The organism is Wolbachia endosymbiont (group A) of Apoderus coryli (genome assembly GCF_947251615.1).
In the GTDB taxonomy this organism is placed as follows: domain Bacteria; phylum Pseudomonadota; class Alphaproteobacteria; order Rickettsiales; family Anaplasmataceae; genus Wolbachia.
The window spans coordinates 1,376,485-1,399,843 of the sequence record NZ_OX366367.1 but is presented as its reverse complement, the minus strand read 5'-3'; the positions used below and the strand labels follow the sequence as shown (position 1 = coordinate 1,399,843).

The 23,359-nt window shown below is 35.2% G+C and carries 20 protein-coding genes; 8 read left to right on the top strand and 12 right to left on the bottom strand.

Annotation, left to right across the window (positions count from 1 at the left end):
• Nucleotides 1-8: 8 nt before the first annotated feature.
• Nucleotides 9-2,351, bottom strand: coding sequence for a replication restart helicase PriA (gene priA / locus OPR43_RS07285; RefSeq protein WP_265034698.1), 2,343 nt, complete (start codon nt 2,349-2,351; stop codon nt 9-11).
• A gap of 77 nt (nt 2,352-2,428) precedes the next feature.
• Between priA and OPR43_RS07280 the strand changes: the two genes are divergently transcribed.
• The 3 genes from OPR43_RS07280 (at nt 2,429) to OPR43_RS07270 (ending at nt 8,658) form a co-directional block, all read left to right on the top strand.
• Entirely contained in the window at nt 2,429-4,057 is a 1,629-nt protein-coding gene (locus tag OPR43_RS07280) for a hypothetical protein (RefSeq protein ID WP_265034697.1), read from the top strand.
• A 442-nt stretch (nt 4,058-4,499) separates the two neighbouring features.
• Entirely contained in the window at nt 4,500-7,364 is a 2,865-nt protein-coding gene (locus OPR43_RS07275; RefSeq protein WP_265034696.1) for an ankyrin repeat domain-containing protein, read from the top strand.
• 115 nt (nt 7,365-7,479) lie between these two features.
• On the top strand, nt 7,480-8,658 hold the full coding sequence (locus OPR43_RS07270) for a hypothetical protein (RefSeq protein WP_265034695.1): 1,179 nt from the start codon (nt 7,480-7,482) through the stop codon (nt 8,656-8,658).
• A gap of 43 nt (nt 8,659-8,701) precedes the next feature.
• On the opposite strand, the gene thyX is transcribed toward OPR43_RS07270, so the two are convergent.
• The 4 genes from thyX to acpP all read right to left on the bottom strand — a co-directional run bounded on the left by thyX (nt 8,702) and on the right by acpP (nt 12,569).
• Nucleotides 8,702-9,556, bottom strand: coding sequence for an FAD-dependent thymidylate synthase (thyX, locus tag OPR43_RS07265; protein WP_265026242.1), 855 nt, complete (start codon nt 9,554-9,556; stop codon nt 8,702-8,704).
• A gap of 9 nt (nt 9,557-9,565) precedes the next feature.
• Nucleotides 9,566-10,843, bottom strand: a complete 1,278-nt coding sequence (gene murA, locus OPR43_RS07260) for a UDP-N-acetylglucosamine 1-carboxyvinyltransferase (RefSeq protein ID WP_265034694.1) — start codon at nt 10,841-10,843, stop codon at nt 9,566-9,568.
• A 177-nt stretch (nt 10,844-11,020) separates the two neighbouring features.
• Entirely contained in the window at nt 11,021-12,295 is a 1,275-nt protein-coding gene (fabF, locus tag OPR43_RS07255; RefSeq protein ID WP_265026240.1) for a beta-ketoacyl-ACP synthase II, read from the bottom strand.
• Nucleotides 12,296-12,308: 13 nt separating this feature from the next.
• A complete protein-coding gene (gene acpP / locus OPR43_RS07250) occupies nt 12,309-12,569 on the bottom strand; it encodes an acyl carrier protein (protein ID WP_341811841.1) in 261 nt (86 codons plus the stop codon).
• Nucleotides 12,570-12,714: 145 nt separating this feature from the next.
• On the opposite strand from acpP, the gene OPR43_RS08430 reads away from it, so the two are divergent.
• Nucleotides 12,715-13,722 carry a polyprenyl synthetase family protein gene (locus tag OPR43_RS08430; protein WP_265034693.1) on the top strand — a complete coding sequence of 336 codons (1,008 nt, stop codon included), beginning with the start codon at nt 12,715-12,717 and terminating at the stop codon, nt 13,720-13,722.
• A complete protein-coding gene (locus OPR43_RS07240; protein ID WP_265026238.1) occupies nt 13,715-14,656 on the top strand; it encodes an FKBP-type peptidyl-prolyl cis-trans isomerase in 942 nt (313 codons plus the stop codon). Before OPR43_RS08430 ends, OPR43_RS07240 begins: the two co-directional genes overlap by 8 nt.
• Before the next feature lie 67 nt (nt 14,657-14,723).
• Here the strand turns inward: OPR43_RS07240 and hslU are convergent, their stop codons facing one another.
• Both hslU and hslV read right to left on the bottom strand, forming a co-directional pair.
• Nucleotides 14,724-16,214, bottom strand: a complete 1,491-nt coding sequence (gene hslU, locus OPR43_RS07235) for an ATP-dependent protease ATPase subunit HslU (protein WP_265034692.1) — start codon at nt 16,212-16,214, stop codon at nt 14,724-14,726.
• Between the two features lies 1 nt (nt 16,215).
• Complete coding sequence (hslV, locus tag OPR43_RS07230) at nt 16,216-16,770, bottom strand: ATP-dependent protease subunit HslV (RefSeq protein ID WP_265026236.1); 555 nt, start codon at nt 16,768-16,770, stop codon at nt 16,216-16,218.
• A gap of 115 nt (nt 16,771-16,885) precedes the next feature.
• Here hslV and gshA point away from each other — a divergent pair, with 115 nt between their 5' ends.
• Nucleotides 16,886-18,046 carry a glutamate--cysteine ligase gene (gshA, locus tag OPR43_RS07225; RefSeq protein WP_265034691.1) on the top strand — a complete coding sequence of 387 codons (1,161 nt, stop codon included), beginning with the start codon at nt 16,886-16,888 and terminating at the stop codon, nt 18,044-18,046.
• A 3-nt stretch (nt 18,047-18,049) separates the two neighbouring features.
• On the opposite strand, the gene OPR43_RS07220 is transcribed toward gshA, so the two are convergent.
• Nucleotides 18,050-18,871 carry a hypothetical protein gene (locus OPR43_RS07220; RefSeq protein WP_265034690.1) on the bottom strand — a complete coding sequence of 274 codons (822 nt, stop codon included), beginning with the start codon at nt 18,869-18,871 and terminating at the stop codon, nt 18,050-18,052.
• A 78-nt stretch (nt 18,872-18,949) separates the two neighbouring features.
• On the bottom strand, nt 18,950-19,897 hold the full coding sequence (gene hemH / locus OPR43_RS07215; RefSeq protein WP_265034689.1) for a ferrochelatase: 948 nt from the start codon (nt 19,895-19,897) through the stop codon (nt 18,950-18,952).
• A gap of 8 nt (nt 19,898-19,905) precedes the next feature.
• Between hemH and OPR43_RS07210 the strand changes: the two genes are divergently transcribed.
• Nucleotides 19,906-20,103 (top strand): hypothetical protein, encoded by a 198-nt coding sequence (locus OPR43_RS07210; RefSeq protein ID WP_265026233.1) that lies wholly within the window; start codon nt 19,906-19,908, stop codon nt 20,101-20,103.
• 65 nt (nt 20,104-20,168) lie between these two features.
• Here the strand turns inward: OPR43_RS07210 and OPR43_RS07205 are convergent, their stop codons facing one another.
• Nucleotides 20,169-20,918, bottom strand: a complete 750-nt coding sequence (locus OPR43_RS07205) for a hypothetical protein (protein WP_265034688.1) — start codon at nt 20,916-20,918, stop codon at nt 20,169-20,171.
• A 113-nt stretch (nt 20,919-21,031) separates the two neighbouring features.
• Between OPR43_RS07205 and ndk the strand changes: the two genes are divergently transcribed.
• A complete protein-coding gene (ndk, locus tag OPR43_RS07200; RefSeq protein WP_265034687.1) occupies nt 21,032-21,451 on the top strand; it encodes a nucleoside-diphosphate kinase in 420 nt (139 codons plus the stop codon).
• Between the two features lie 356 nt (nt 21,452-21,807).
• Here ndk and OPR43_RS07195 read toward each other — a convergent pair whose 3' ends face one another.
• Nucleotides 21,808-22,317 (bottom strand): DNA-3-methyladenine glycosylase, encoded by a 510-nt coding sequence (locus OPR43_RS07195; protein ID WP_265026230.1) that lies wholly within the window; start codon nt 22,315-22,317, stop codon nt 21,808-21,810.
• 100 nt (nt 22,318-22,417) lie between these two features.
• Nucleotides 22,418-23,317: a hypothetical protein gene (locus OPR43_RS07190; protein WP_265034686.1), complete on the bottom strand. Its 900-nt coding sequence runs from the start codon at nt 23,315-23,317 to the stop codon at nt 22,418-22,420.
• Between the last annotated feature and the right edge of the window lie 42 nt (nt 23,318-23,359).

Genomic DNA, 23,359 nt, shown 5'->3' with positions numbered 1-23,359 from the left:
GGAACTCGTTAAAAAAAACTCACAGGATCAACATCTATTATCACTGCAATACTCGAATTCAAGTTACAATTTTTAATCCAACATTTCAGCTTTTTTTGTATGGATAGACTGTGCTTATTGTGTATTTTTAATAATACCCTATACCGATACTTATTATTTAAAAAATTTATCGCTGCTGGTGATGGGCCAAGAATTTCAAATTCCTTTTTGTCTGCACCTACATTTTCTTCCTGGATACAAGTAGTTGAGCTACTTGGATGACGGAGAAGAGATTTTACTATTTCATTCGCTGCTTTTTGTGTCGCAATCTGATTCTTACCACAAATTATAAGCGCTATTAATCTGCTAAATGGTGGCATTTTGGCTTCACGTCTTGACTTAAGTTCAATTTCATAAAATGAGTCCCTTTTTTGATGCAGCAATGCTTTTATTATTGAACTTTCAGGGTTATTGGTTTGCACTATTACCATTCCTTTTTCATTAAACCTTCCTGATCTGCCTGCAACTTGGTGCAACAATTGATACGTCTTTTCCGCTGCTCTTAAATCAGAATTTTCGAGACTCAAATCTGCATTCATTACTCCAACCAAAGTTAATTTAGGAAAATTGTGCCCCTTAGCAATTATTTGTGTGCCGATTATAATGTTCACCTCTTCTTTCAGTACCAAGTCAATTACGTTACTAACCGACTTCTGATCGCTGCTTATCATCGCAGTTTTTGCGTTTGGTATTAATTTCACCATTTCTTCAAGTAACCTTTCAATTCCTACGCCATAAAGGGACAATGACTGTTCACCTTGGCAATTAGAACATTTTTCTGGAAGTTTCAATTGATAAGAGCAATGATGGCACAAAAGAGCATTTTTTTTCTTGTGATATGTAAGCCAAACAGCACAATTTAAGCAGGAAATTTTATATCCACACTTTTTACAAACTGCCAGTTGTGCATACCCTCTGCGGTTTAGAAAAAGCATAACCTGCTGTTTTTTCTCTATGGTTTGTTTGATGCTTTCAAAAAGCTCATCGGAGATCCATTGCTTGTTGCTTCTCATATCCACTACTTTAATGAGTGGCAATTCTGCACCACCGAATCGCTTAGTTAGCTTTACATGATTGTAATTCCCGCTTTTAACATGATGAATAGTCTCGAGTAATGGAGTAGCTGATGATAAAATAATCGGAATATTTTCAAATTTGGCTAAGATTATCGCCATATCTCGAGCATTATATATAATTCCCTGTTCTTGTTTAAAAGATGAGTCGTGCTCTTCATCAACGATAATCAATTTTAGGTTTTTATAAGGCAAAAAAAGTGCTGATCGTGCACCAATAATTATCTGCGCATTTCCACTTGCTATATTGAGCCAATTATTCCGGCGAGTTTTTGGAGTGAGCCCTGAGTGCCATTCAACTAAGTTTTTTGATATCTGACCGCGAACACGATTTACCAATTGTGAAGTTAAAACAATTTCAGGTAGGAGGATTAAAACTTGTGCATTACCTTCTCCTGATGTCATTTCAACACGTTCTGGTGTCATACTAGTACGTGGCAAAGACGGTATGCTAAATGTTACAGTGGGTTTTGCCTTGAGTACAAAGGTGTCATTCCAGTGCTTGACACTGGAATCCAGGAATTTTGATTGTAAATTAGGTATTGGTCTTAAGTTAAAATAAACATTTGTAATGAGGTTATATGAAAAACTGGATCCCAGTGTCAGGCTACTCGGATGACACCCTCTTGGTAGACCCAAATCACAATGTTCGTACAGTTGTGTTTCTGGGCACTGAGATGGTAAAGTCTGAGCAGCATTTGGAACGGCAGTGTAATTCTTAATCAATTGTGCAATCACAGACAAATAAACTTCCGTTTTTCCGGATCCTGTCTCACCGTCAAGCAAAGTCACTGAATATTCGTTCAAATTGCTTATTATTTCATCACTAGCTACCTGCTGTTCAGGGCTTAATTGGCAACTTATTTCACTTATTTCCTGCTTCTGCTTAGCACAAATCAATTTGTCTATTTGGTTTACTTTTAGCACTCCTCCCATTATCACTTTGGCAAGCATACCAATAGGTATTAAGTTATACTGCGCAACCCACTCTGCAAATGCGATCAATTTTGGTCTAATATTTGGTAAATCGATTTTTTGCTCAATAAATTTTAATTCTCGGTTACTTTTATCACTGTATTTCCAAACTATTCCGATTAAGCATTTTTTGCCAAATGGCACCACTACGTAATCTCCAAGTAAAATCTCAGTATTTTCCTCAATTGCATATGAAAATAACTGATCAATTGGAAGTGGTAGTAATACGTCAACTGTTCTTGCCATAGTGATTGAGTTTAGCATTGTTTTAAGGATTTGTTTGCTTGATTTTTGTGGGTTAAACTGGTATTATGTAAGTTTATTTGGCTAGGATGGTAAATATGCAAGAGGCTCATATACAGAAACTAATAGAATTTTCTGAACTTCATAAGAACTTTATGCAGAACAGAAGACCAAGCGAGTCGGGAAAACAATTATTTGAGATAAGTGAGGAATTTAAAAGGGAACACCCTGAAGTTAGATTGAATGTACGCAGTAATGTGATTGATAAGAGAACTTTTGCTTCACACGGTACCAATGCTTGGGCACTTTTTTCAGCATTTGCTTTTACAAATGGCCAATTACTACCAAAAAATGAAATGAAAGTAAGGGGAATACCTGTTGTTGTAGGCGAATTGATATATGAGAAAAATAGATATAGTCCAGGTTCCCATTATCCAAACACAGTGAGCCAAAATAGTGTGTCAACAGTTGGGCTTAATAATGAAAGCTCGCATTTGTTTAACACATTTCGCTACGCAGAAATGGCAATGCAGAAACACAGTTATAACTATAATAGTTTTTGTGAAAAATACCTTAAAAAATATCATAAACAAAGTGTAGATAAAAGTGTTATGGAAAAAGCTAATAAGCTTTTGAAAGATGATGGATCTACGGAAGAAGCATATGATAGATTATCTACTATTCCAATAGTAGTTTTAGGAGATGGAATTGGAGGAGTATTTATAGGTGGAGGTAGGTATGGAATTCCTAACGAATACTTATGTGAAAGATTTAACATTAGAGTTATTATAGTGGATGAAGAAGACAAAGAGTATATCAGAAATTTGATTAATAAAATCAATCCAAAAATAGCTGAAGGTATAATGTATCTAGATACCGAAGAGGTTGGAGAGCTTGAGGATAAGCGTATTAATAAAGCCCCTAATAAGCGCTTTGGCCGAGAGATCTTTCTAGGTGGAAAGCATATTTTTCTTCCAATTGCTTTTAAAGATAGTTTTGTGGACGATTTTGCAGAAACATTCAAAGATAAATTAACTTTTAGTTTTTCTGATCAGTTTAATGTGTGCAAAATAGAAAAGAAAAAGCTAGTAAAAAGAACGATAAAAGGTAGACCCGAAATATCTAATGCCACTATAACTTACTATCAAAATCCAGATCTAACTTCAGAAACAATAATTGATGATGTAGATTACAGTGTAGTGTTTACCGAATCATTTCAATCAAAAGTGGGTAGCAATGTGGCTATTAACTGTGATAATGAGCAAATTTTAGAACAACCGACTGCAAGCAATGTCACTACACAACCATTTACCCCAACTTCTGCACAACAGAAGCAACCAGTAAATGGTGGCCTACAAACGGTTACAGGCAGTGCAGCTCCATTGCAACAAACACCTGTCAGTAATGGAACTAACAATAATTTTCAGCAGAAAAAGCAAATTAATCAGCCACCTATAGTAGGCAACCCAAAACGTAATTCTCCACAAAAACAGCCTTTAGGAATTTCTGCGAGAGGATGGACAATAGGTTTAGCATTATTATTTGGTGCTGTAGGAGCTACATTAGTTGCAATAGGAATTATACCTGAGATTATTGCTATTGGAGTAATTGCAACTGCTGTATTATCAGGAATTGTAGGTGCTGCAGTGGGTGGTGCAGTAGGATACCTTACGGACATAGCAGTAAACAAATGTTGTAATAGTGAAGCTGTTATGAAAGCTGCGTAACTAACAACTAATGTCGTTCGAATAGCCAATCTAAACATGTTTTTTCTGGGTTCTAGTATTGTGTGCACAACTGCATGAACATTGCGATTTGAGAGCAACTTTCACTAAGAAGGGTGTCATAGGCACTGGCATCCAGGTTGTGAGCAAGCAAACTGATTTGGTGAGCGTAAAAAGTAGCTAATCTGTACTAAATAAATGTCTTTGATGAGATTGCATAGAAAGCTGGATTCCAGCGTCACGCGCTGGAATGACACCATTTGCTGTGTGAATTACCTTAACAAAAGCAAATGTTCATACAGTTGTACATTATGCACTGAAATGACAGATTGCAATTACCTTACCTAGGTGCACAAAAAAATCTTAACATTTAACACATTTTTCATAGTACAGACCGTATGATTGATAAATATTAAAATAATTAATACAATATTTGGAGCTACCAATGGTCAACGATAAGATTACTTTGAACTTTGAGATAGAAAAAGGCGAACCTATAGATCGATACTACTTTTCTGCACGTATAAAGCTTACAGATGAAAGCAAAAATCTTTTGCGTGAGAAACTTGGCAGTACAATTCAATTCGATAATCTAGATGATCACTTCAATCTTAACCATGAGAATTTTTATATCTACTACAATAAATATAGTGAGCACAATGGTAGAAGCGAGCTATACGTTAGGGATGATAACGGTAGATATTTAACTTCCAATCTTCCACTTAATCACTATGGATTCTCAATGGAACTATCATCTGATGGGGCGTCAATAGCAGATTATGGTTTTTATCCTCTGTATGCAATCTATAACCCAAATTACTATGATAAAGCAAAGGAAAAAGTATTTGATGATCACGGTGAATTGTCACCAATTGCATCAAATGTGTTAGATAATTTTTTAAGCAACACAAATAGCTTAACCACACAAGAGATGTTTTTACAGTTGCAAAATAAAGCTACTGAAAAAGAGGAGAAATTGATAAGAGAGAAAAGACAAGCAGAGGAAGAATTAGATCAAAAGAATGAGGAATTAAAGGAGTTCATAGAAAAAGGTGAAATTACCTTGTTTAAAGTGGTAAAAGGTAATGACGTAGGTAACGGGCGTTCAGCAGTAGTTTTACAGTTTACTGCAGAAGGTAAGGGGACAAATGAAATTACCCTTGATTCCGAAAAATTCTATATAGCAGATTATGAAGATAGTGAATTCTTGCATTGTGTTAGTTCTGATTATGACATGCTACTTGATTATGAAAATTTATTCTTTGTGCTCAATAAAAGCTTCTACTCAGACTTTGAAAGTGGGTTTTATTCAGCAGACAGCACTGATCCCTATAATTACGCTAAATATTCAAAAGAACCATATTTGAGTGGTGATCAGCTATCTGAAAAATTATCTAATGAGTTGGAGGAAGATAGTAATCAGATAGGTACTGAATTTACAATTGATGATGAACAAATAGACGAAGAAGTTGTGGTAGGAAATGAAATTAAATCTAGGAAGAAAAGGGTAGTTGATGAGGATAGTAAGAAAAACGTTATAGAAGATGTAAATAAGGCAGATGAAAACGGTGCAACACTTTTGCACTCTGCTGCTTCATTGGGAGATTTAAGTAAGATAGTAACGCTTATAGAACACAATGCGTATATTGATGCAAGAGACCATAACGGACAAACGCCACTACATTATGCTATTCAGTCAGGAAATACGGAAGTAGCAAAATACCTTATTGATAATGGTGCGAACCTTAATATTCAGGACAATTATTATCAGAAAACTAATACTCAATATGTTTATTACAAAACACCTTTACACTATGCTGTTGAATCTGGAGATACAGAGATAGCTAAATACTTAGTAGATCATGGTGCAAATCCTAATATTCAGGATGCTTATTCCAGAACGCCACTACAAAGTGCTATTTATTCAGATAATACAGAAATAGTGGAATATCTGTTAGATCATAATGCAGATCCTAATAGTAAAGGTTATACTCCTCTATTGTTTACTGCTGTTAAGCTAGGACATACAGAAATAGTTAAGAATTTAGTTGAACATGGTGCAGATCTTAATGTCAAAAACACCTCTGCTCAAACACTACTACATTATGCTATTGAACTAAAACATACAGAGATAGCTAAATACTTAATAGATCACAATGTAGACATTAATACTCGTGATATTAGCTCTGGCAAACCTCCACTACATTTTGCCATGAGCATAAAAAATACAGAGGTAGCAAATTACCTAATAGAGCATGGTGCAGATGTTAATGTTAAAGATAGTTACGGTTTAGCACCTTTACACTTTGCTGTTAATTTAGGAAATCAAGAGATATTAGAATATTTAATAAAGAATAATGCAAATATTGATGTTCGAGATAGTGAAGGCTGGACACCACTTATTCATGCAGTAAGGCATGGGCAATTGGACAAAGTAAAGTACCTGATAAAGAATGGAGCTGATGTTGATATTCATGGTAATGAAGGATGGACGCTATTTGAGCATGCTGAACAATGGATAGATGATAGAAGAATATTAAAGGATGTAATCAATAGTGATAGAAAATATGCAGATGCTGCAAGTTGGGAAAAGACTGGAAAAGATATGCTTGATTACCTTAAGGGAGTCACAAAAAATACTATACAGGAAGAAGAATCTAACTATATAGATCAAATGCAAGCGGATGATAGCAGCAGTTATGTTGAAGATCAACCAGCTTCGCAAAGCAATCGTGACGGTTATGCTGACATGGAAAAAGCCCTGCAGGAGAAATTGCATGGAGATGAAATACGCAAGCAAAGTAATGAGAAAGCTCAAAAAGATATGGAAACAAGAAAAGTCACTGTGGAAACTGAAAGTAGCAATAATAAAATTGAAAAACAAGCAAAACCAATAGAAGACGAACAAGAAACTGTTATGGCAAGTGTGATAGAAAATATGGATAAAAATTCTGATATTGAAGCAGAAATTTCTAACAGTGTTGCAAATTCACAATATCCCTTAAAAATAAGGACAGGAAGTCCTCTTGAAGTGGGAAAGTATAAGGTGGAGCTGCAAGTGACATATGATGATATAAAGAATTTTTATGATACCGTACGTGGCAAGTACCATGACGGCAGTGGATATAACCGTGAGCAAGTAATGGTTTTATATAATGAAATTGTTAGGCCCGCTCACAATCATCGTTACGAGCAATTTACTCTTGATGAAGCACATGTTGCTAATGATCACCTATTTATCAAGGGTCAGGATTTTGGAACTCTACATGATTTCAATGAGATGTTCTATAAAAGTGATGAATTGATTTGATCAATATTAGCGCAATAAATTAATTTTAGTGAGATTTTTATTAAAATATTAATTGTCCAATGGTATAAATTATTGTAATATTAGCTAATACAGTTAATATTTTAAAATAATTAATATGCCAAGATACGTTAAGAAATATATTAATAGTATTACTGAGTCTAATATATTAAAAGTTTATACTTCCGAAGATAACTCTCAAATTAAAGTATTTTTCAAAATTGCAAATGAAGAAATTGATAGAATTTTTTCAGGGCAAGAAGTAGTGAAATTTTTAAATCAAACTACCAATATAAGAGATCATGAAAACAAATCTGCCATTAGTAAAAATGTGGAACAAGGCATCATTAGAGATGTAGAAGGTATACATAGAGAGAATGGTAGATATGTATATAAATCGGATTTATTAGCTGAAGAACAGTACAGAGAGCTATTTGATAGCAGGCAAGCTATAAAATTTAATTTGAATGACTTTATGTCAGATAGCATATCAAAAATTGTACACTTAAGAAGTAGATTTGAAGGAATTTTGGGTTTTGATCCCGAAGAAGGCCTATGTCAGCCATTAATTTATTTTATTACTCTTTTAGGATTAAAGAGTAGGGAAGACTTTGCTAAACTTCTCAAGTCTGGTGATGTTGTGTCTGAACAAGATTTTATAGCTTATGTTGATGGAAGAAAAGAACAAACGACCGGATTATTAGCAACGCAGATCTTGCTACAATTCTTACCTATTCTTCATATTCAGAGCATTGAGAGACGTGAGGGAGATCAATTTTATGACAAGACAATATATGAACAAGAGTGTAATGATTTATCGTCAACAGAAGTATGGATCCATATTAATCAAGAAAAAGTTAAGTGTGCTTTGGATAATGTAGAGATAGAATGCTGCTTAGAATTTAATTTCTCCTGTTATACTTGTAATGAAGGAGATAGTGATGACGAGAATATTGCACATTCTATGTTGGTATATAAAGCAGAGAATGGTAAATACATATTTTTTGACCCTAATAGAGGAGCAGTTGGCTTTTGTCCTAATACAGGAGTTGCTAATTTTACATCAGAGGAGGTTTGTAGGGCAGTGGAACTGGCTGTAAATTTTTATTCATATAATATGTATATTGAAAATTCTCCAGATTATTGTGAAATTTACGTTACGCTTAGAAACGCAACATTAATGTTAAGGAAAGCTGAGGAACTTTATGAAACAAGAGAGAGAACAAATTCAAAAATAGTTGATATATCAGTTGATAACAATACTGGTAAATTGTTGCTTACACCTATAAATCTATAGAGATATACAATTGCCATAAAGATTTATGTATATGCCTTTATCTTTAAGATCGTTTATCAAGTATAGACATCAGCTCGTCCCATTCTCTTTTACCAATATTACTTTCTTCTCTAGTAACGGTTTCCCCTTTAATTAATTTACGAATTATGTCTAAACCAGTTCTTGAAATACAGGCTGATTCTAGGCAATATTCAACAAAGGCATTGTAGGCCAATGGGACCCATTTTTTTATTATATCCAACATAACTTCTGCATAAACTCTGATTTCATATTGGGCGTGCTTATCAGCTCTAAGCTTCAAAAAATGAAAAAGGTTATGTAGATCTATTTTCCAATAAAATTGCGTGTAGTAATTAAGCGTTAGGTTAGTTCGGGCAATTTCTCTTGCAAGCCCCTGCTCAATAAATTTTTCATAATGAAAATATACTAAATTAGAGTCATTTGTTAGAGAATCTATTATTTCCTTTGAGGTATCTGGATCAAAAGCTTCCCCACTACCTTGTTTATTATTGTCAGATTGTTTTGCAACTTGTTCTGGTTTAGGTGTATAAAATTCATTATCAAGTATTGAATACCTTGCTGAATATTCATTCACATTTGCAGTTCTATGCCTTATCCATTGCCTTGCAACAAAAATTGGAAGTTTCACGTGAAACTTAATTTCACACATTTCAAATGGAGTTGTATGATGATGTCTCATTAAATACTTTATAAGTGCTTCATCCTGACTTATCTGTTTTGTTCCCTTGCCATAAGAAACACGAGCAGCTTGAACTATGCTACTGTCAGAGCCCATATAATCCACTACTCGAATAAATCCATGGTCTAATACCTTATGTTCTTCATATAAGATTCCATCTATTTCTTTTACTGTAGTTCGTTTGGTTGCTTCATTCATAAAATATCCTCAAGATGAAATGGAGATATCAGCTCCACATGAATTGAGTTTTTCATGCATTGCTTCATATCCTCTCCATAAATGATGTGAATTGTTTATTATAGTTTCTCCACCGGCTACCAAAGAAGCAAGCACCAAAGCTGCTGTTGATCTTAAGTCAGTAGCATATAGATTAGCTCCAGATAAGCTTTTTATTCCACTTATAGTAGCTTTGCTTTTCTCGATGCTGATATTAGCACCTAACTTTCTCAATTCATCTGCATGTGCAAATCTGTTTTCAAAAACGTTCTCTTCAATTACTGATATCCCATCAGCGATGCACATTGCAGACATCAGTTGTGGTTGCATATCACTGGGAAAGTTGGGGTATGGATCTGTTGCAATGTTAGCAGACCTAATAGAGCAATTTTTTCTGGAAATCATAACCCCCTCATTATATAGTTCAACATTAGCCCCTATAGCTTTCAATTCATTCACAATACATCTTATATCAGATAGACTTATTCCTTCTAACTCCAACTTACCACCGGTTATTATAGCAGCTAGTGCATAGGTGCCTGCTTCTATGCGATCTGGTATTATTTTATGAATACATCCATTTAATGCTTCAACTCCTGTTATTGTGATCCTTGTATCACTAATCTCAATATTAGCACCCATTTTCTTTAGGAACTCTATTAAATCAAGAACTTCCGGCTCCGTTGCAGCATTGTTTATTATTGTCACTCCTTCTGCAAGTGTTGCTGCCATTATTATGTTTTCTGTTGCGCCAACACTTATTTTCTCAAATGTGATTTCTTTTCCTTGTAGCTTTCCTTTCACTGTTGCAATTATATTACAGCCTTCAACTTTAATTTTAGCTCCCATTTCTTCTAATGCTTTGATATGCATATCAACGGGACGCTTTCCGATATTGCATCCACCAGGAAAGACTGTTGTGATTTTACCAAATCTACTGAGAATTGGACCTAGCATTAAAAAAGATGCTCGCAGCTTACTTGCAGTTTCATGTGACATTACGTGATGGTTGATATTACCGCAGTCAATTTCCAAAGTATGATTTGCTTTATAATCTTTATTACATGTAAAGTTCACTTTCGCTCCAAGACTCTCAAGCAGCTTAGACATTAGATGCACATCAATTAAATCAGGTACATTATGCAAAATCACCGGGAAGCTACTCAATAGACTTGCTGCCATTATCGGTAAAATAGCATTCTTTGAACCATTAATCTTGATTTTTCCGACCAGGGATTTGTAGTTATTTCTTATTAATATCTTGTGCATTTAATTAGATATAAAGTATATATTCATTAATTTATTGAAGTCTTACTAAGTATAATAGATTGACCGTAAAAGGCAAAAATTTGCTTTTTCTCCCTCCGTCATCCAAGTAGCGTGACACCATTGTTTTCTTTCTTAGCCAATTATTGATACCTTACGTTTATTTTATCCTTAAGAGGTTTAATTATAATTTTTTCCAAAGATGAGTGATGCATTAGTGCCACCAAAACCAAACGAATTAGAAAGTGCATATTGAATTTTATGCTCTTGAGCTTTAAGTGGTACAAAATTTAAATCACATCCTTCTGAAGGTTTATGTAAATTTAAGGTTGGCGGAATAATTCCATTATTTAACGCAAGAATACTAAATATTGCTTCAACGCTCCCTGCAGCACCAAGTAAATGTCCTATAGAAGATTTAGTTGAAGAAACAGGTATTTTATAAACGTAGTCACCGAATAACTGTTTCATTGCTATTACTTCAATTTTATCTCCAAGTGGTGTTGAAGTTCCATGTGCATTAATATACCCTACTTGATTGGGATTAATTTGTGCGCTCTTTAAAGCAAGCTGCATTGCCTTAAATGCGCCTCTTCCTTCTGGATGTGGTGCTGTAATGTGGTGTGCATCCCCTGTCAGTCCGTACCCAACCAGTTCAGCATGTATTTTTGCCCCCCTTTTTTTTGCATGTTCGTATTCCTCCAGCACCAATATACCTGCTCCTTCACCCATAACAAAACCATCGCGTTCTGCATCCCATGGTCTTGAAGCTTCTTTGGGTTTATCATTGAATTTAGTTGATAACGCCTTCATAGATGCAAAACCTGCAATTCCAACTCTACACAGTGCACTTTCTGCTCCACCTGCAATCATAACATCCGCTTCACCAAGTTTTATAGTTCTTGCTGAGTTTATGATTGCATGCGCACCTGTTGCACATGCGGTTACTGCTGAATCGTTTGGACCTGTAAATTCGTATTTAATAGAAATATGGCCAGATATCAAATTTATTAGACTTGCAGGGACAAAAAATGGACTGACACGTCTGGGCCCTTTTTCCTGCATGGTAATAACATTTTCCTGAATTGACGGAAGACCACCTATACCAGAGCCAATAGTTACGCCAACACGTTCTCTATCTACTTTTGAATCTTCTAAAGATGAATCTTCCACAGCTTGAATCGCTGCTGCAATGCCGTAATGAATAAAACGATCCGTTCTTTTTAGATCTTTTTCAAAAATATAACCTACAGGATTAAAGTAATTCTCAATGTTATCGGATTGCACAGGCACCTGCCCTGCAACCTTGCAAGCAAGATCAGAAGAGTCAAATCTATCTGTATTGATTGCTTTTATGCCAGACTCGCCTTTTATCAGCCTTGACCAAGTGTTGTCAACATCTGCCGCTAGTGGAGTGATTAAACCAACACCAGTGACTACTACTCTTCTGCTCATTTAACACTAACTATTAGCCTTTTTTACTATTAATGTACTCAACTATTTGCTCCATAGTTTCCATTTTTTGTGCGTCTTCATCTGGGATTTCTATCCCGAACTCTTCTTCTGCCGCCATGATGATTTCAACTGCATCTAAACTGTCTGCACCATGCTCCGAAAGCTTTGAAGAGCTGTTGAATTTCTCTACATCCTTACTAATGTGCTCTAGTATAATCTTTTTCACTTTCTCTTCTATGTCTTCTCTAGTGCTCTTTGCTAGTTCGCTATTCACATTTCTTACCAAAAAAATAACCTATTCTTTGATGTTATAAAAAATTTTTATGTTTGCAATATCTTTTATAACTGATAAACTACAGTAAAGTTTTCTACTGCCCTAGCTGGCTAGCGTTACGTGCTAAACAATTAACAATTCAAAAATGCTAGACGAAACAACAAAAAATTTGCTTATTGTAGAAGTAAATAAACTCTTACCCGAAAATAGCGAGAATAAGCTTATATCAGCTATGCGTTATATACTCCTTGCTCCTGCAAAACATATACGCTCCTTTTTAGTTGTAGCTTCATCGCGAGTGTTTAACGCGGAAGCTAAAAAAGTAATATCAGTTGCTGCAGCAATTGAATTTGTTCATGCTTATTCTCTAATTCACGATGATTTACCGTGCATGGACAACAGTGATACTCGCAGAAGCCAGCTAAGCTGCCATAAAAAATTTGATGAAGCAACAGCAGTGCTTGCCGGAGATGCACTACTTACTCTGGCTTTTGAGGTATTATCTTCGTTAAATGAGAAACGCTGTGAGATCATAAAAGTGCTCTCTCAAGCAATAGGAATTAGGGGAATGGTGGGAGGACAGGCTTTAGATATTAACAGTGAGCATATAGATTTTAGACCCCAACCCTCTGTCATTCAAGTAGCGGACACTGGGATCCAGAAGGCTTTGCCTACAAGCATTTCGTGCAAAAAGCCATGCGATGGTGGAGCTGAACATGAAATGGATTCCAGTGTCAGCTACTTGCATGACACCCTTTCTACCTTAAAACCACAACATTCGTACAGCTGTATGTATAACGCTGGAATGACGTCGGGCCAAGCTGATAAAATAAAAGAAATTCATTTGATGAAAACCGCAAAATTATTTGCAGCTTCATGCGAAATAGGCGCTATAATAGGGAATGCTACAGACAAGCAACGTAAAGCGTTATATAACTACGGGATAAACCTAGGGCTTATCTTTCAAGCTAAGGATGATATTGAAGACTACGAACAAGATAAAACAAATAATCTAATGTCTGTGCTTGGTAAAAGTGAAGTAGAGGACTATATAGACGGCCTCTTTAAACAAGGCTCGGATAATTTGAGTGCGCTTTCAGGGGATACTAATTATTTATATGATTTATTGAATCAAGTAAAGAAAGATGGTTAGAAAAATTATATTACAAATGCTTATTTCCGTAGTAATGATTCTCACTTTAACTTCTGCTTTTGTGTTTACTATTGTCTATATAAACAAAGGTAAACCGGAAAAAAAGGACAAGCTTTATGAGATAAATGCCACGCATGGTGGCTTGATACAGACGATAGCACATTACCTAGTGAAGCCAATACTTGAATCAGCACTTGACCGCTATATTGAAAAGCATGGGCTAACAGAATATTTAGAAGAAATAACGCAGCAAAAGGAAGAAGATTCAATAAATTTTTATGAAATTACTGAAGGTAATGGCAGTAAGGCTTTCTGTGGCCTGGAAGTCCTACTGCAAATATATAAAATTTCTAATAATAACTTAGCAACACTCCCTAGCAAAGTTTCTGATGTTACTTTGAAAATAGGTCAAGATGACCTAAAAGAAGTGGGTTTAGGGGTGATAGGTATGAAAGAAGGCGGAGAGCGTGTAGTTACTATTGCTAATGATAATAAAATGAATTTTAATTCTTATTACGTCAAACTGATCGAAGTAAAGGATAAATATCCCGACTCAGTAAATAATCTGATGGTTTTTAATGACTTAATTAACAAGACTGGAAAACAAGTAAGGTGCGGTGATGAGATATCGGTTAAATATAGTGTAAAGGAGCATAATGGAGAATATATAGTCAAAGATCAAACAGTGCAATTCAAAGTTGGTAACAAAGAAATACCACTTGCTATAGAGTTTGGTGTTGTGGGAATGAGAGCTGGTAATAAAAGAACTATTCTTTCTCCGCCTGACCTTTTGACTATTACTGACGATATGTTAATAAAAGACATAGATTATGATGAAGAAAATATCTCAATAATTGACTTAAGATTAGATGTTAAGCAAGAGGTCGCAACACACCATTCTACTGTTGAAAAACAGCCTAAAGAATATAGCTGAAATTTTAGATCTACTGGCTGATCTTCTGAACACTCTCTAACTGCTTAAAATAGGCTTCTCGTTTTTCCTAAAGTATAAACTTAGATAAATCAAGCTGCTTCGAAATCGACTCAAGTTTATCTTTTACATACTTGCTGTCTATAATGAATTTTTCGCTATTTTTCTCAGAAGCAATGAAACTTATTTCGTCTAAAAGCTTCTCCATGACAGTGTGAAGCCTTCTTGCGCCTATATTTTCCACTTGCCTATTAACTGTAAACGCTATTTCAGCTATGGTTTTTATACCATCATCAGTGAACTCAAGCGTCACATTTTCTGTTTTCATTAAAGCTATGTACTGCTTTAACAAACTAGATTCTGGTTCCTTTAATATTCTTATTAAATCCTCTTGAGTAAGTGCCTTAAGTTCTACCCTGATCGGTAATCTGCCCTGCAATTCCGGTAAGAGGTCAGATGGTTTAGACTGATGAAAAGCACCAGATGCAATAAATAATATATAGTCTGTTTTTACATGGCCATACTTAGTTGTAACAGTTGTTCCTTCAAGTAGTGGTAACAGATCGCGTTGCACTCCTTCTCTGTTTACTTCACCTTTTATTTCTGTACGCGCTGCAATTTTGTCTATTTCATCCAAAAATACTATACCATCGTTACTAACAAGATCAATGGCTTCTTTGATTATCTTATCTTCATCCATTAGCTTTTCACTTTCTTCATTAATTAATATTTCACGCGCTTCTTTTACCTTCACCGTAATAGTTTTTGTTTTTTTGCTCCCGTTAAACATCTTGCCCATTATTTCTGTTACATTCATCACACCAACTTGCCCACCTGGCATGCCTGGTATATCGAAAGTAGGCAACATACTCTTGCTCTCTCTGACGTTAATGGAAACTTCTCCGTTCTCAAACTCTTTATTTCTTAATCTTTCTCTAAAGATTCTTTTACTCTCTCCGGTTGCATCTTCGCCTACCATAGAGTTTACTATTATTTTCTCAGCTAAATCTAAAGCCTTTTCAGCTAAGGCTTTACAGGCTTTCTCTTTAACTAAAACTATTGCTGCATCAACTAAATCGCGTATTATCGAATCAACGTCACGTCCAACGTACCCTATTTCAGTAAACTTCGTTGCCTCAATTTTTATGAATGGTGCACCGGCAAGTTTTGCTAAGCGACGAGCTATTTCAGTTTTACCAACCCCTGTATGACCGATCATCAATATATTCTTAGGTATGATTTCATCACGCAATGGAAATGGAACCTGATTGCGACGCCAACGATTTCTGAGCGCAATAGCAACAGCACGCTTTGCATCATCCTGTCCGATTATGAATCTGTCCAATTCTTTAACTATCTTCTGTGGTGGCAGGTCATCTAACAAAACTTGAGTACTGTCATTAACTTGAACATCGCTGTCATTTGAATCAAAACCACTCTTAGTATCTTTATAGAGGCCATCTTTTTCATCGTAGGTGTCACTACTACAAGACCGCCCTTCTGAAAGGGTTATAGGCTGATTGGAAAAATTAGTGCACAAAGTTTCTTGTTCAGAAGACATATCACTCCTCTATTTTTTCAATAATTACATTATGATTTGTATAAACACATATATCAGCAGCTATCTTCATAGCCTTTTTCGCAATTTCCTCTATTGATATTCCTTTAATGTCAATTAAAGCTCTTGCTGCAGATAGAGCAAAATTTCCCCCAGAGCCAATAGCTGCGATTCCATCTTCAGGTTCAAGAACATCACCTGTTCCCGTAATTACTAATGAAATAGATTTATCTGCAACGATCATCATAGCTTCTAATTTTCTCAGATATTTATCCATTCTCCAGTCTTTTGCAAGTTCAACACATGCTCTCATTAATTGCCCTGGGTGCTTGTCAAGTTTAGATTCTAGTCTTTCAAAGAGAGTAAATGCATCAGCTGTTGCTCCAGCAAACCCAGCAATTACAGAATCACCAGAGAGACGCCTAACTTTTTTTGCTCCGGATTTTATAACAGTGTGGCACATTGAAACCTGTCCATCACCTATTACTACTACGCTTTTATCTTTTCTAATTGACAGTATAGTAGTTCCATACATTTTATTGTTATCGTGTTGAATCATTTTTCTATCACTTTAAATAAGAATCTCATTATACTTTAATCTTTAGTCAAATTTGCTAAATATGTTTAATTATAGCTTATAATATAATACCTTCCTTATAACATTTAAAGTGCAGATGCAAAACATAATTCACCCAGATTTGGAAAAAAGTATAAATAATTGGTTCGAAGCAAAACTTAACGGCCTTACATTACCATTTTATAGCTCTATAGATCTTAGAAACTCTGGTTACAAAATTGCCCCAGTGGACGCTAATTTATTTCCTGCGGGGTTCAATAACTTAAGTGAAGAATCAAGAACGATGGCAGCAAGATTGATAGAAAGCTACTTTAAAAGACATCAATACAAGAAGGTTCTTATAATACCGGAAAATTATACACGCAATAAAATGTATATAGAAAACGTATTTGTTATAGAGAAAGTACTGCAACTCGCAGGTTTTGAGACTAGAATTGGCCTTTTACATAGTGAAGTATACAATTTAATAGAACAGTATGAAACTGTTGTGAAAGAAAACTCTCTGCTGAAGACAACTTCAGGATTTGTGCCTGATGTTATTATACTGAACCGTGATATGACGAGCCACATTCCAGACACGCTAAAAGACGTAAAGCAAGATATAGTACCAAGCCCACTATACGGTTGGCATAGCAGGCAGAAATTTAAGTATTTTGAAATCTATCAAGAATTAGCGTCCGAGTTTTGTAGCGAATTTAAAATGGACCCATGGCTAATTTCTGTGCTTACAGAGAGCTGTGATGGAGTTGATTTTGATGATGATTCATCACTAAAAACAGTAGCGGCTAAAGTTGACCAAATATTGTCTCTAGTGCAAAAGAAATATGAGGAATATGAAATAAAAACACAACCTTACGTTTTTATCAAAGCAAGCAATGGCACATATGGGATGGGTATTATAACAGCAACAAGTGGTGAAGAAATATTAAACCTCAATAAAAAAAAGCGTCATAAAATGAAAAAGATAAAAGAAGGAATAGCAATCAATAGCGTTATTATACAAGAAGGTGTACCAACCATTGACATATTTAAAAGCAGTTCTGCAGAACCGCTAATATACTATATAGGAGATACTCCAACATGTTACTTATACCGATGTAATAGCAGGAAAGATGTATATTCCAGCTTAAACTCCATTGATTGCGAATTTCATGACGTTAGCAAAATAGTGGAAGAAAAACCTCTAGCACTTTGGAACATAGTTAGTAAATTAGCAGTGCTAGCATTGGCAGTAGAAATAAAATCTTTTCACCTCTAACCCTTACATTCCCACAGCGTTGCCATCGGGCAGATCATTACCATCATTACCGGGCTGAATATGGTTATGGCCAGCATTATTAAGTTCAGTAGAAGGGTCATCGTTGATAGGTTGGCTAAATAGTTTGTCAAGCTGAAGTACTAGGAATACTGCGCTATATATTATGCTAACTGTTACGCTTAAGTTGAAATTATAGATTATACCATTACCTAAGTTTATTGGTATGGTTGCAGTCTCCATTCTTTTTAATATGAAGTTTAACAAACCTAATGACAAAGTTAATGTGCTGATAATAAGGTCCTTCTTACACTCAGCAGATTTTTCAGGATCCTTATTATCTAGGTATTTTCTCCATGAATAATAGTAACTTATAGGTTCCGAAATAAACAGAAATAGGATCGTTGATGTTAAGTGAATGTGACTTATTACGTCTGCATTACCCCTAGTAAAAAAATGGATGACTTTCAACATCATCAATGCTTCTATGATGCTGCTTGCAAGACTAGCCGATTTACCCACAACTTTTGCCAGCTCTTTTTTACTCTCAGGGTTTCTGTAATCCTTAATTAGATCCTGTAGAGTAAATGCAGAATGGGCAATATATAGAATAGATGTCGGAAACTTTATTAGTCGAGCAACATCCCGTATAAGAAAGATATTGGATCTATTATTGTCAATGAACTCGCAGCAAAATTGCAGTGAAATCTTACACAATAGGGCTGTTAAACCTGTTGTGATGCAGATTACCTTCCTGAAATCATGATTATAAGCATCATGTACCCTTTGTGTGAACGTGCTCGATTTCTTTTTTAGCTTGCTTGGCATAAAATAGTTAATAAAACAATAACTTTCTTTTATTCTATCACATAAAAGCCTTAAAGAAAAGTCCTATAAATCAGGACTTTAAGGGTGATTTATGCACAAATCAGCCAAGCATTTAATAAACAAGGGATCGATACTGAGAGTTGGCACGCGAAAGTAATATCCATCCTTGATAATTGCTTTATATTCTACATCAAGTTCCACAAGTGTTTCTGAATGCTCAGAAACAAAAGATATAGGTGATAAAACTACAGGTACACCATCAGCTTTTGCACGTGATAGCTCACTTTCAGTGCTTGGCTCTAGCCATTTTACAGGACCAATCTTACTCTGATAACATATTGACCAATCTAAGTTATTGATAGCTAACTTTTCTACTATTAACTCTACGCTTCTTTCTACCTGTGAAGCGTAAGGGTCGCCTTTTTTAATAATACTAAGAGGTAAGCTATGGGCTGAAAATAGGACTCTTGGCTTATCGATTCTGCTGGCTAATTTGTAATGCTTAGCTATTAAATTAGCGTGAGCTTCAATAAAGTCTTCGTTATTATAATAATGGTGAATTATTTTTATATTGCACTTTAGACCATGGTTTTTAGCATTTTTTTGCCAATTTTCGATGGATGACAGAGTTGTGGTAGTTGAATATTGTGGATACAGTGGCAGTAGAATTACTTCGTCAGGATCAAACTGTTTTACACTTTTAATAACTTCGTCAGCAAATGGATGCCAATAGCGCATGCAAATGAATACCTTGTATACATGGTTTCTATCTTCATTTAATTTTAGTTCTAAAGCATTAACTTGTGCTTTCGTATTATTCAAAATCGGCGATTTACCTCCAATTTCTTCGTATATTTTTCGTGCAGTATTTTCTCGTTTCGCAGATATAAACTTTGCTAAAAGAAACCGAAAAGGGTTTGGTAGACTGATTATTCTCCTGTCATAAAAAAGATTGAATAAAAAAGGACGGACCGCATTCAGTGAATCAGGTCCACCAAGATTAAATAAGATAACTGCCTTTTTCATTTGGTCTTTTGCAAATAATTGTTAAAACTGCAAGATTACTTTTTGCCGTCGTTCCAGCGCATGATGCACAACAACATTGTGATTTGAGGGCTATTTCTACTAAGATGGTGTCATCCCAGTGCTCCGACACTGGGATCCAGGATTTTACTAAATTGGTAAGTATAAAAGTGTTATGTGAAAACAACGTCCTCGATGAAATTGTGTGAAAGTGCTGTATTCCAGACTGGAATGACAAAATAGAATACACTTAAATAACAGAAAAGAGGCACATTCAGGCTCCGCAACAAGTTGCTTTTGGGGTGCCTATAAACTCAGCTATAGGCTCATCAAATTTAGTTATAGGCACTAAATTTCTCACACTTGCATACAATAAATGACCAGATCTTCGCACATTACTCTTGGTAGATGCAAAGCTTTTATCAAAAACCGCGTCAACACAAAAACTTGGCACGGCTTCAAGAAGTTCAACAGCAGCTAAAGATAGCATTATACAACTTTGCAGGACCTTCAGAAGAATCTTGAGGGAAACTTTAACGAAAAGAGAGGTGCTACTTGTTTCATCCAGTGGTTGCCCTGAGTTAGGCGAATTATACTCGATGTGTTTTCTATTTTGATCAAAAATAGGAAATTTTATAGTATCCTTCTTAAATTCCGCGTCTATTTCTTTTCTACTATGGTTGATGATTTTTTCCATTAACTCCTCACGCAGATGAAAAGTTCTCACAACAAAACATGTAGCAACCATCAACGTAGCGCATATAAGTGCACATTGTATAAGACTCATACTGCCTAGCATAGCTGGCAGTGCAAAACAAACAAGCGGTGCTATGATTGTCATTTCAAGAAATGGAATAGTGTTTCTTTTTATCGCAAAGGCAGCGCCTTTTTTTAATTCTGTATTATGATGTGAGCTATATTCCAAATAACTTAAAAAGGCCAAATTAAAAGTTAAAAATCCTTTTATTCCACAAAAAATTGATGACTTAAGATTATTTGCTAGTTTTTTACGACAGTAACCCATGCAATACCTCCTTGATGATTTATTCTTGACTATAAATAAAAAACCTCTTTGATGAAACAAAAATTTGCAATAAAATGAATCTATAAATATACAATCTTATATAAGGAAATAATATGACAATTGAGAAGACACTTTCGATATTAAAACCTGATGCAGTAAAAAATAATATTACAGGCAAGATAAATTCATATATTGAAAGCTCTGGGCTAAAAATTATAGCACAAAGAATGATGTTATTGACGAAAAAACAAGCAGAGCTATTTTATGAAATTCATAAAGACAGGCCTTTTTTTGGGAAATTAGTAGAATTTATGACTTCTAGTCCTGTGATAATTCAAGTTTTAGTTGGTGAAAATGCAGTAAGTAAATACAGACAAATCATGGGAGCTACCGATCCAAAGCAGGCAGATAAAGGTACAATCAGAGGTGATTTTGCTGATGATATTAGTGAAAATAGAGTACACGGTTCGGATAGTCTAGAAAATGCTCGTAAGGAAATAGCTTTCTTTTTTGCTGAATGTGAGTTGGTGTAGTTAATTCAACTCAGATTTTTCTATATATAACTAAATTTTCTGGATCCTATGTCGTGACCGTTCAGACAATGGCGTCAACTTAAGGGAAAATATCAGTGATTGTGTGTAAAATTTCTCTCTAAATTTTTTATCATTAAATTATCCAAAGAGTGCAAGAAACAGCACTTTTGTTTCTATTTTATTTCAACAAAAAAGTTTAAAATGTGTCCTTTTTAGACGAGACGTGCAGAAAGGAAAAAATCTTATTTTACAAATTAAAAATACAATATACTCAAAAACTTTTCAGAAAATCCATAGGAGGGTTTGCTAATGAAGGCTCTTAAGTTGACGCCATTGGCTGAACGGTTATGCTCAATTTAGAAAATCTTAAATCGCCAAAATTTCTCTTGGCCTTTACTAATTCCGATTCTCGGAGTGCACACATAATCCGGGTTGAGGTGAGATTCATAAACACAAAATTTGTGGCTTATAGTAAGGTCTAGTTTGTTGTGTTCTTTTGTAATATTTAATCTTTTACACAATATCCCTGGCCCACCTAAATTCGCCTCAAGCGGTTCAATGAGCTTTAATCCCCGTATTAACACTGCTGCTGGGAACCCTTCTGCTTCTGTTACAATATTTAGACAATAGTACATCCCATATATAAAATATACGTACGAAAACCCCGGCATACCAAACATTACTGAGGTTCGATTAGTATAGCCTCTTGCTGCATGACAAGCTGGGTCACTCATTCCTATATAGGCTTCAACTTCGGTTATTATTCCACTAAAGTTAGAAAATTTGAGGACTTTTCCCAATAACTCTCCAGCTACAGTTAAGGTCGGCCGCTCGTAGAAATTTCTTGGCAGTATTACATTGCTCATTATAAGAGTATAAGTTACTTGCAGATGCAAGCAACTTATACTGAATTTTCACTACTTTACCTATTGTGAGCAGCAGAAGCTTGATGTTTTCGCGTTATGCTCACATCTGTTGCACTTGTGAAGATTGTGGCAAAACTTTTACTACTTCAGAGCCTTGTTGTAATTGTGTTTGTGGCAATTGTGATACTAACGCTTCATGTAAAGGCTTTGCTTCATATTGCCTTCCTATTTTTAGATTATTTGCAGCCAATTGCTCTTTAGTAACACCGTTACTCTCAATAAGTTCTACGGAGCCATTATCATAAATGTTAATTTTAATATTACATTCCTTTCCTTCAACATGCCACTTCAGAGTCATCTCATATGACCCATTTGCCACTTCGTAAATTTTTGTTCCATGTTCGTCAATTCGGAGACGTATCCCTCTTTTTTCGCTTGGAGGTAGTAACAATGTAAATGCTTTTACGTTATATTGTTTGCACACATCACTATTTAAAAATTTAGCTATATTTATCCCTTCTTGTATATTGTCTAGCATAACTCTTGCAGTAAGTTCAGGCTTACCTGGCTTTCTACCTGTTCTAAGATTTACTGCTTTATAGTGAGGAAAATGTTTCTTTACTTCACTAATAACTTCGTCAAGAACTTTGCCTACAACATACTTACCCCTATGCTCATTTTGTCCTTCTTTGTCAGTTTTAGCAGCAGAAAAGAATTTACGTCTTGTTTCTTCATCATCAAGATCTATAACTTTACTACAGTCACGTGTATCTTTGGTACCTGTAAACGGCCTCTCGCCTGGTGCAAGTTTGGGCGCATTATCAGGAAGTCCTTTTTCCACTGCATAAGAATCATCACTTACACTTTGATCAGGAGAAGTTTCAATTGTTGATCTAGGTACATTTTTAGTATCCGAAATTGGATTATTATCAGAAGGACTGATATTTAAATTAGAAGAAGTTCCAATCAAAGATACAGTTTCAGTGCTATTAGTTAACATATATGTCTCCATTATTCTTAATATATAAATGTTAGCATATAG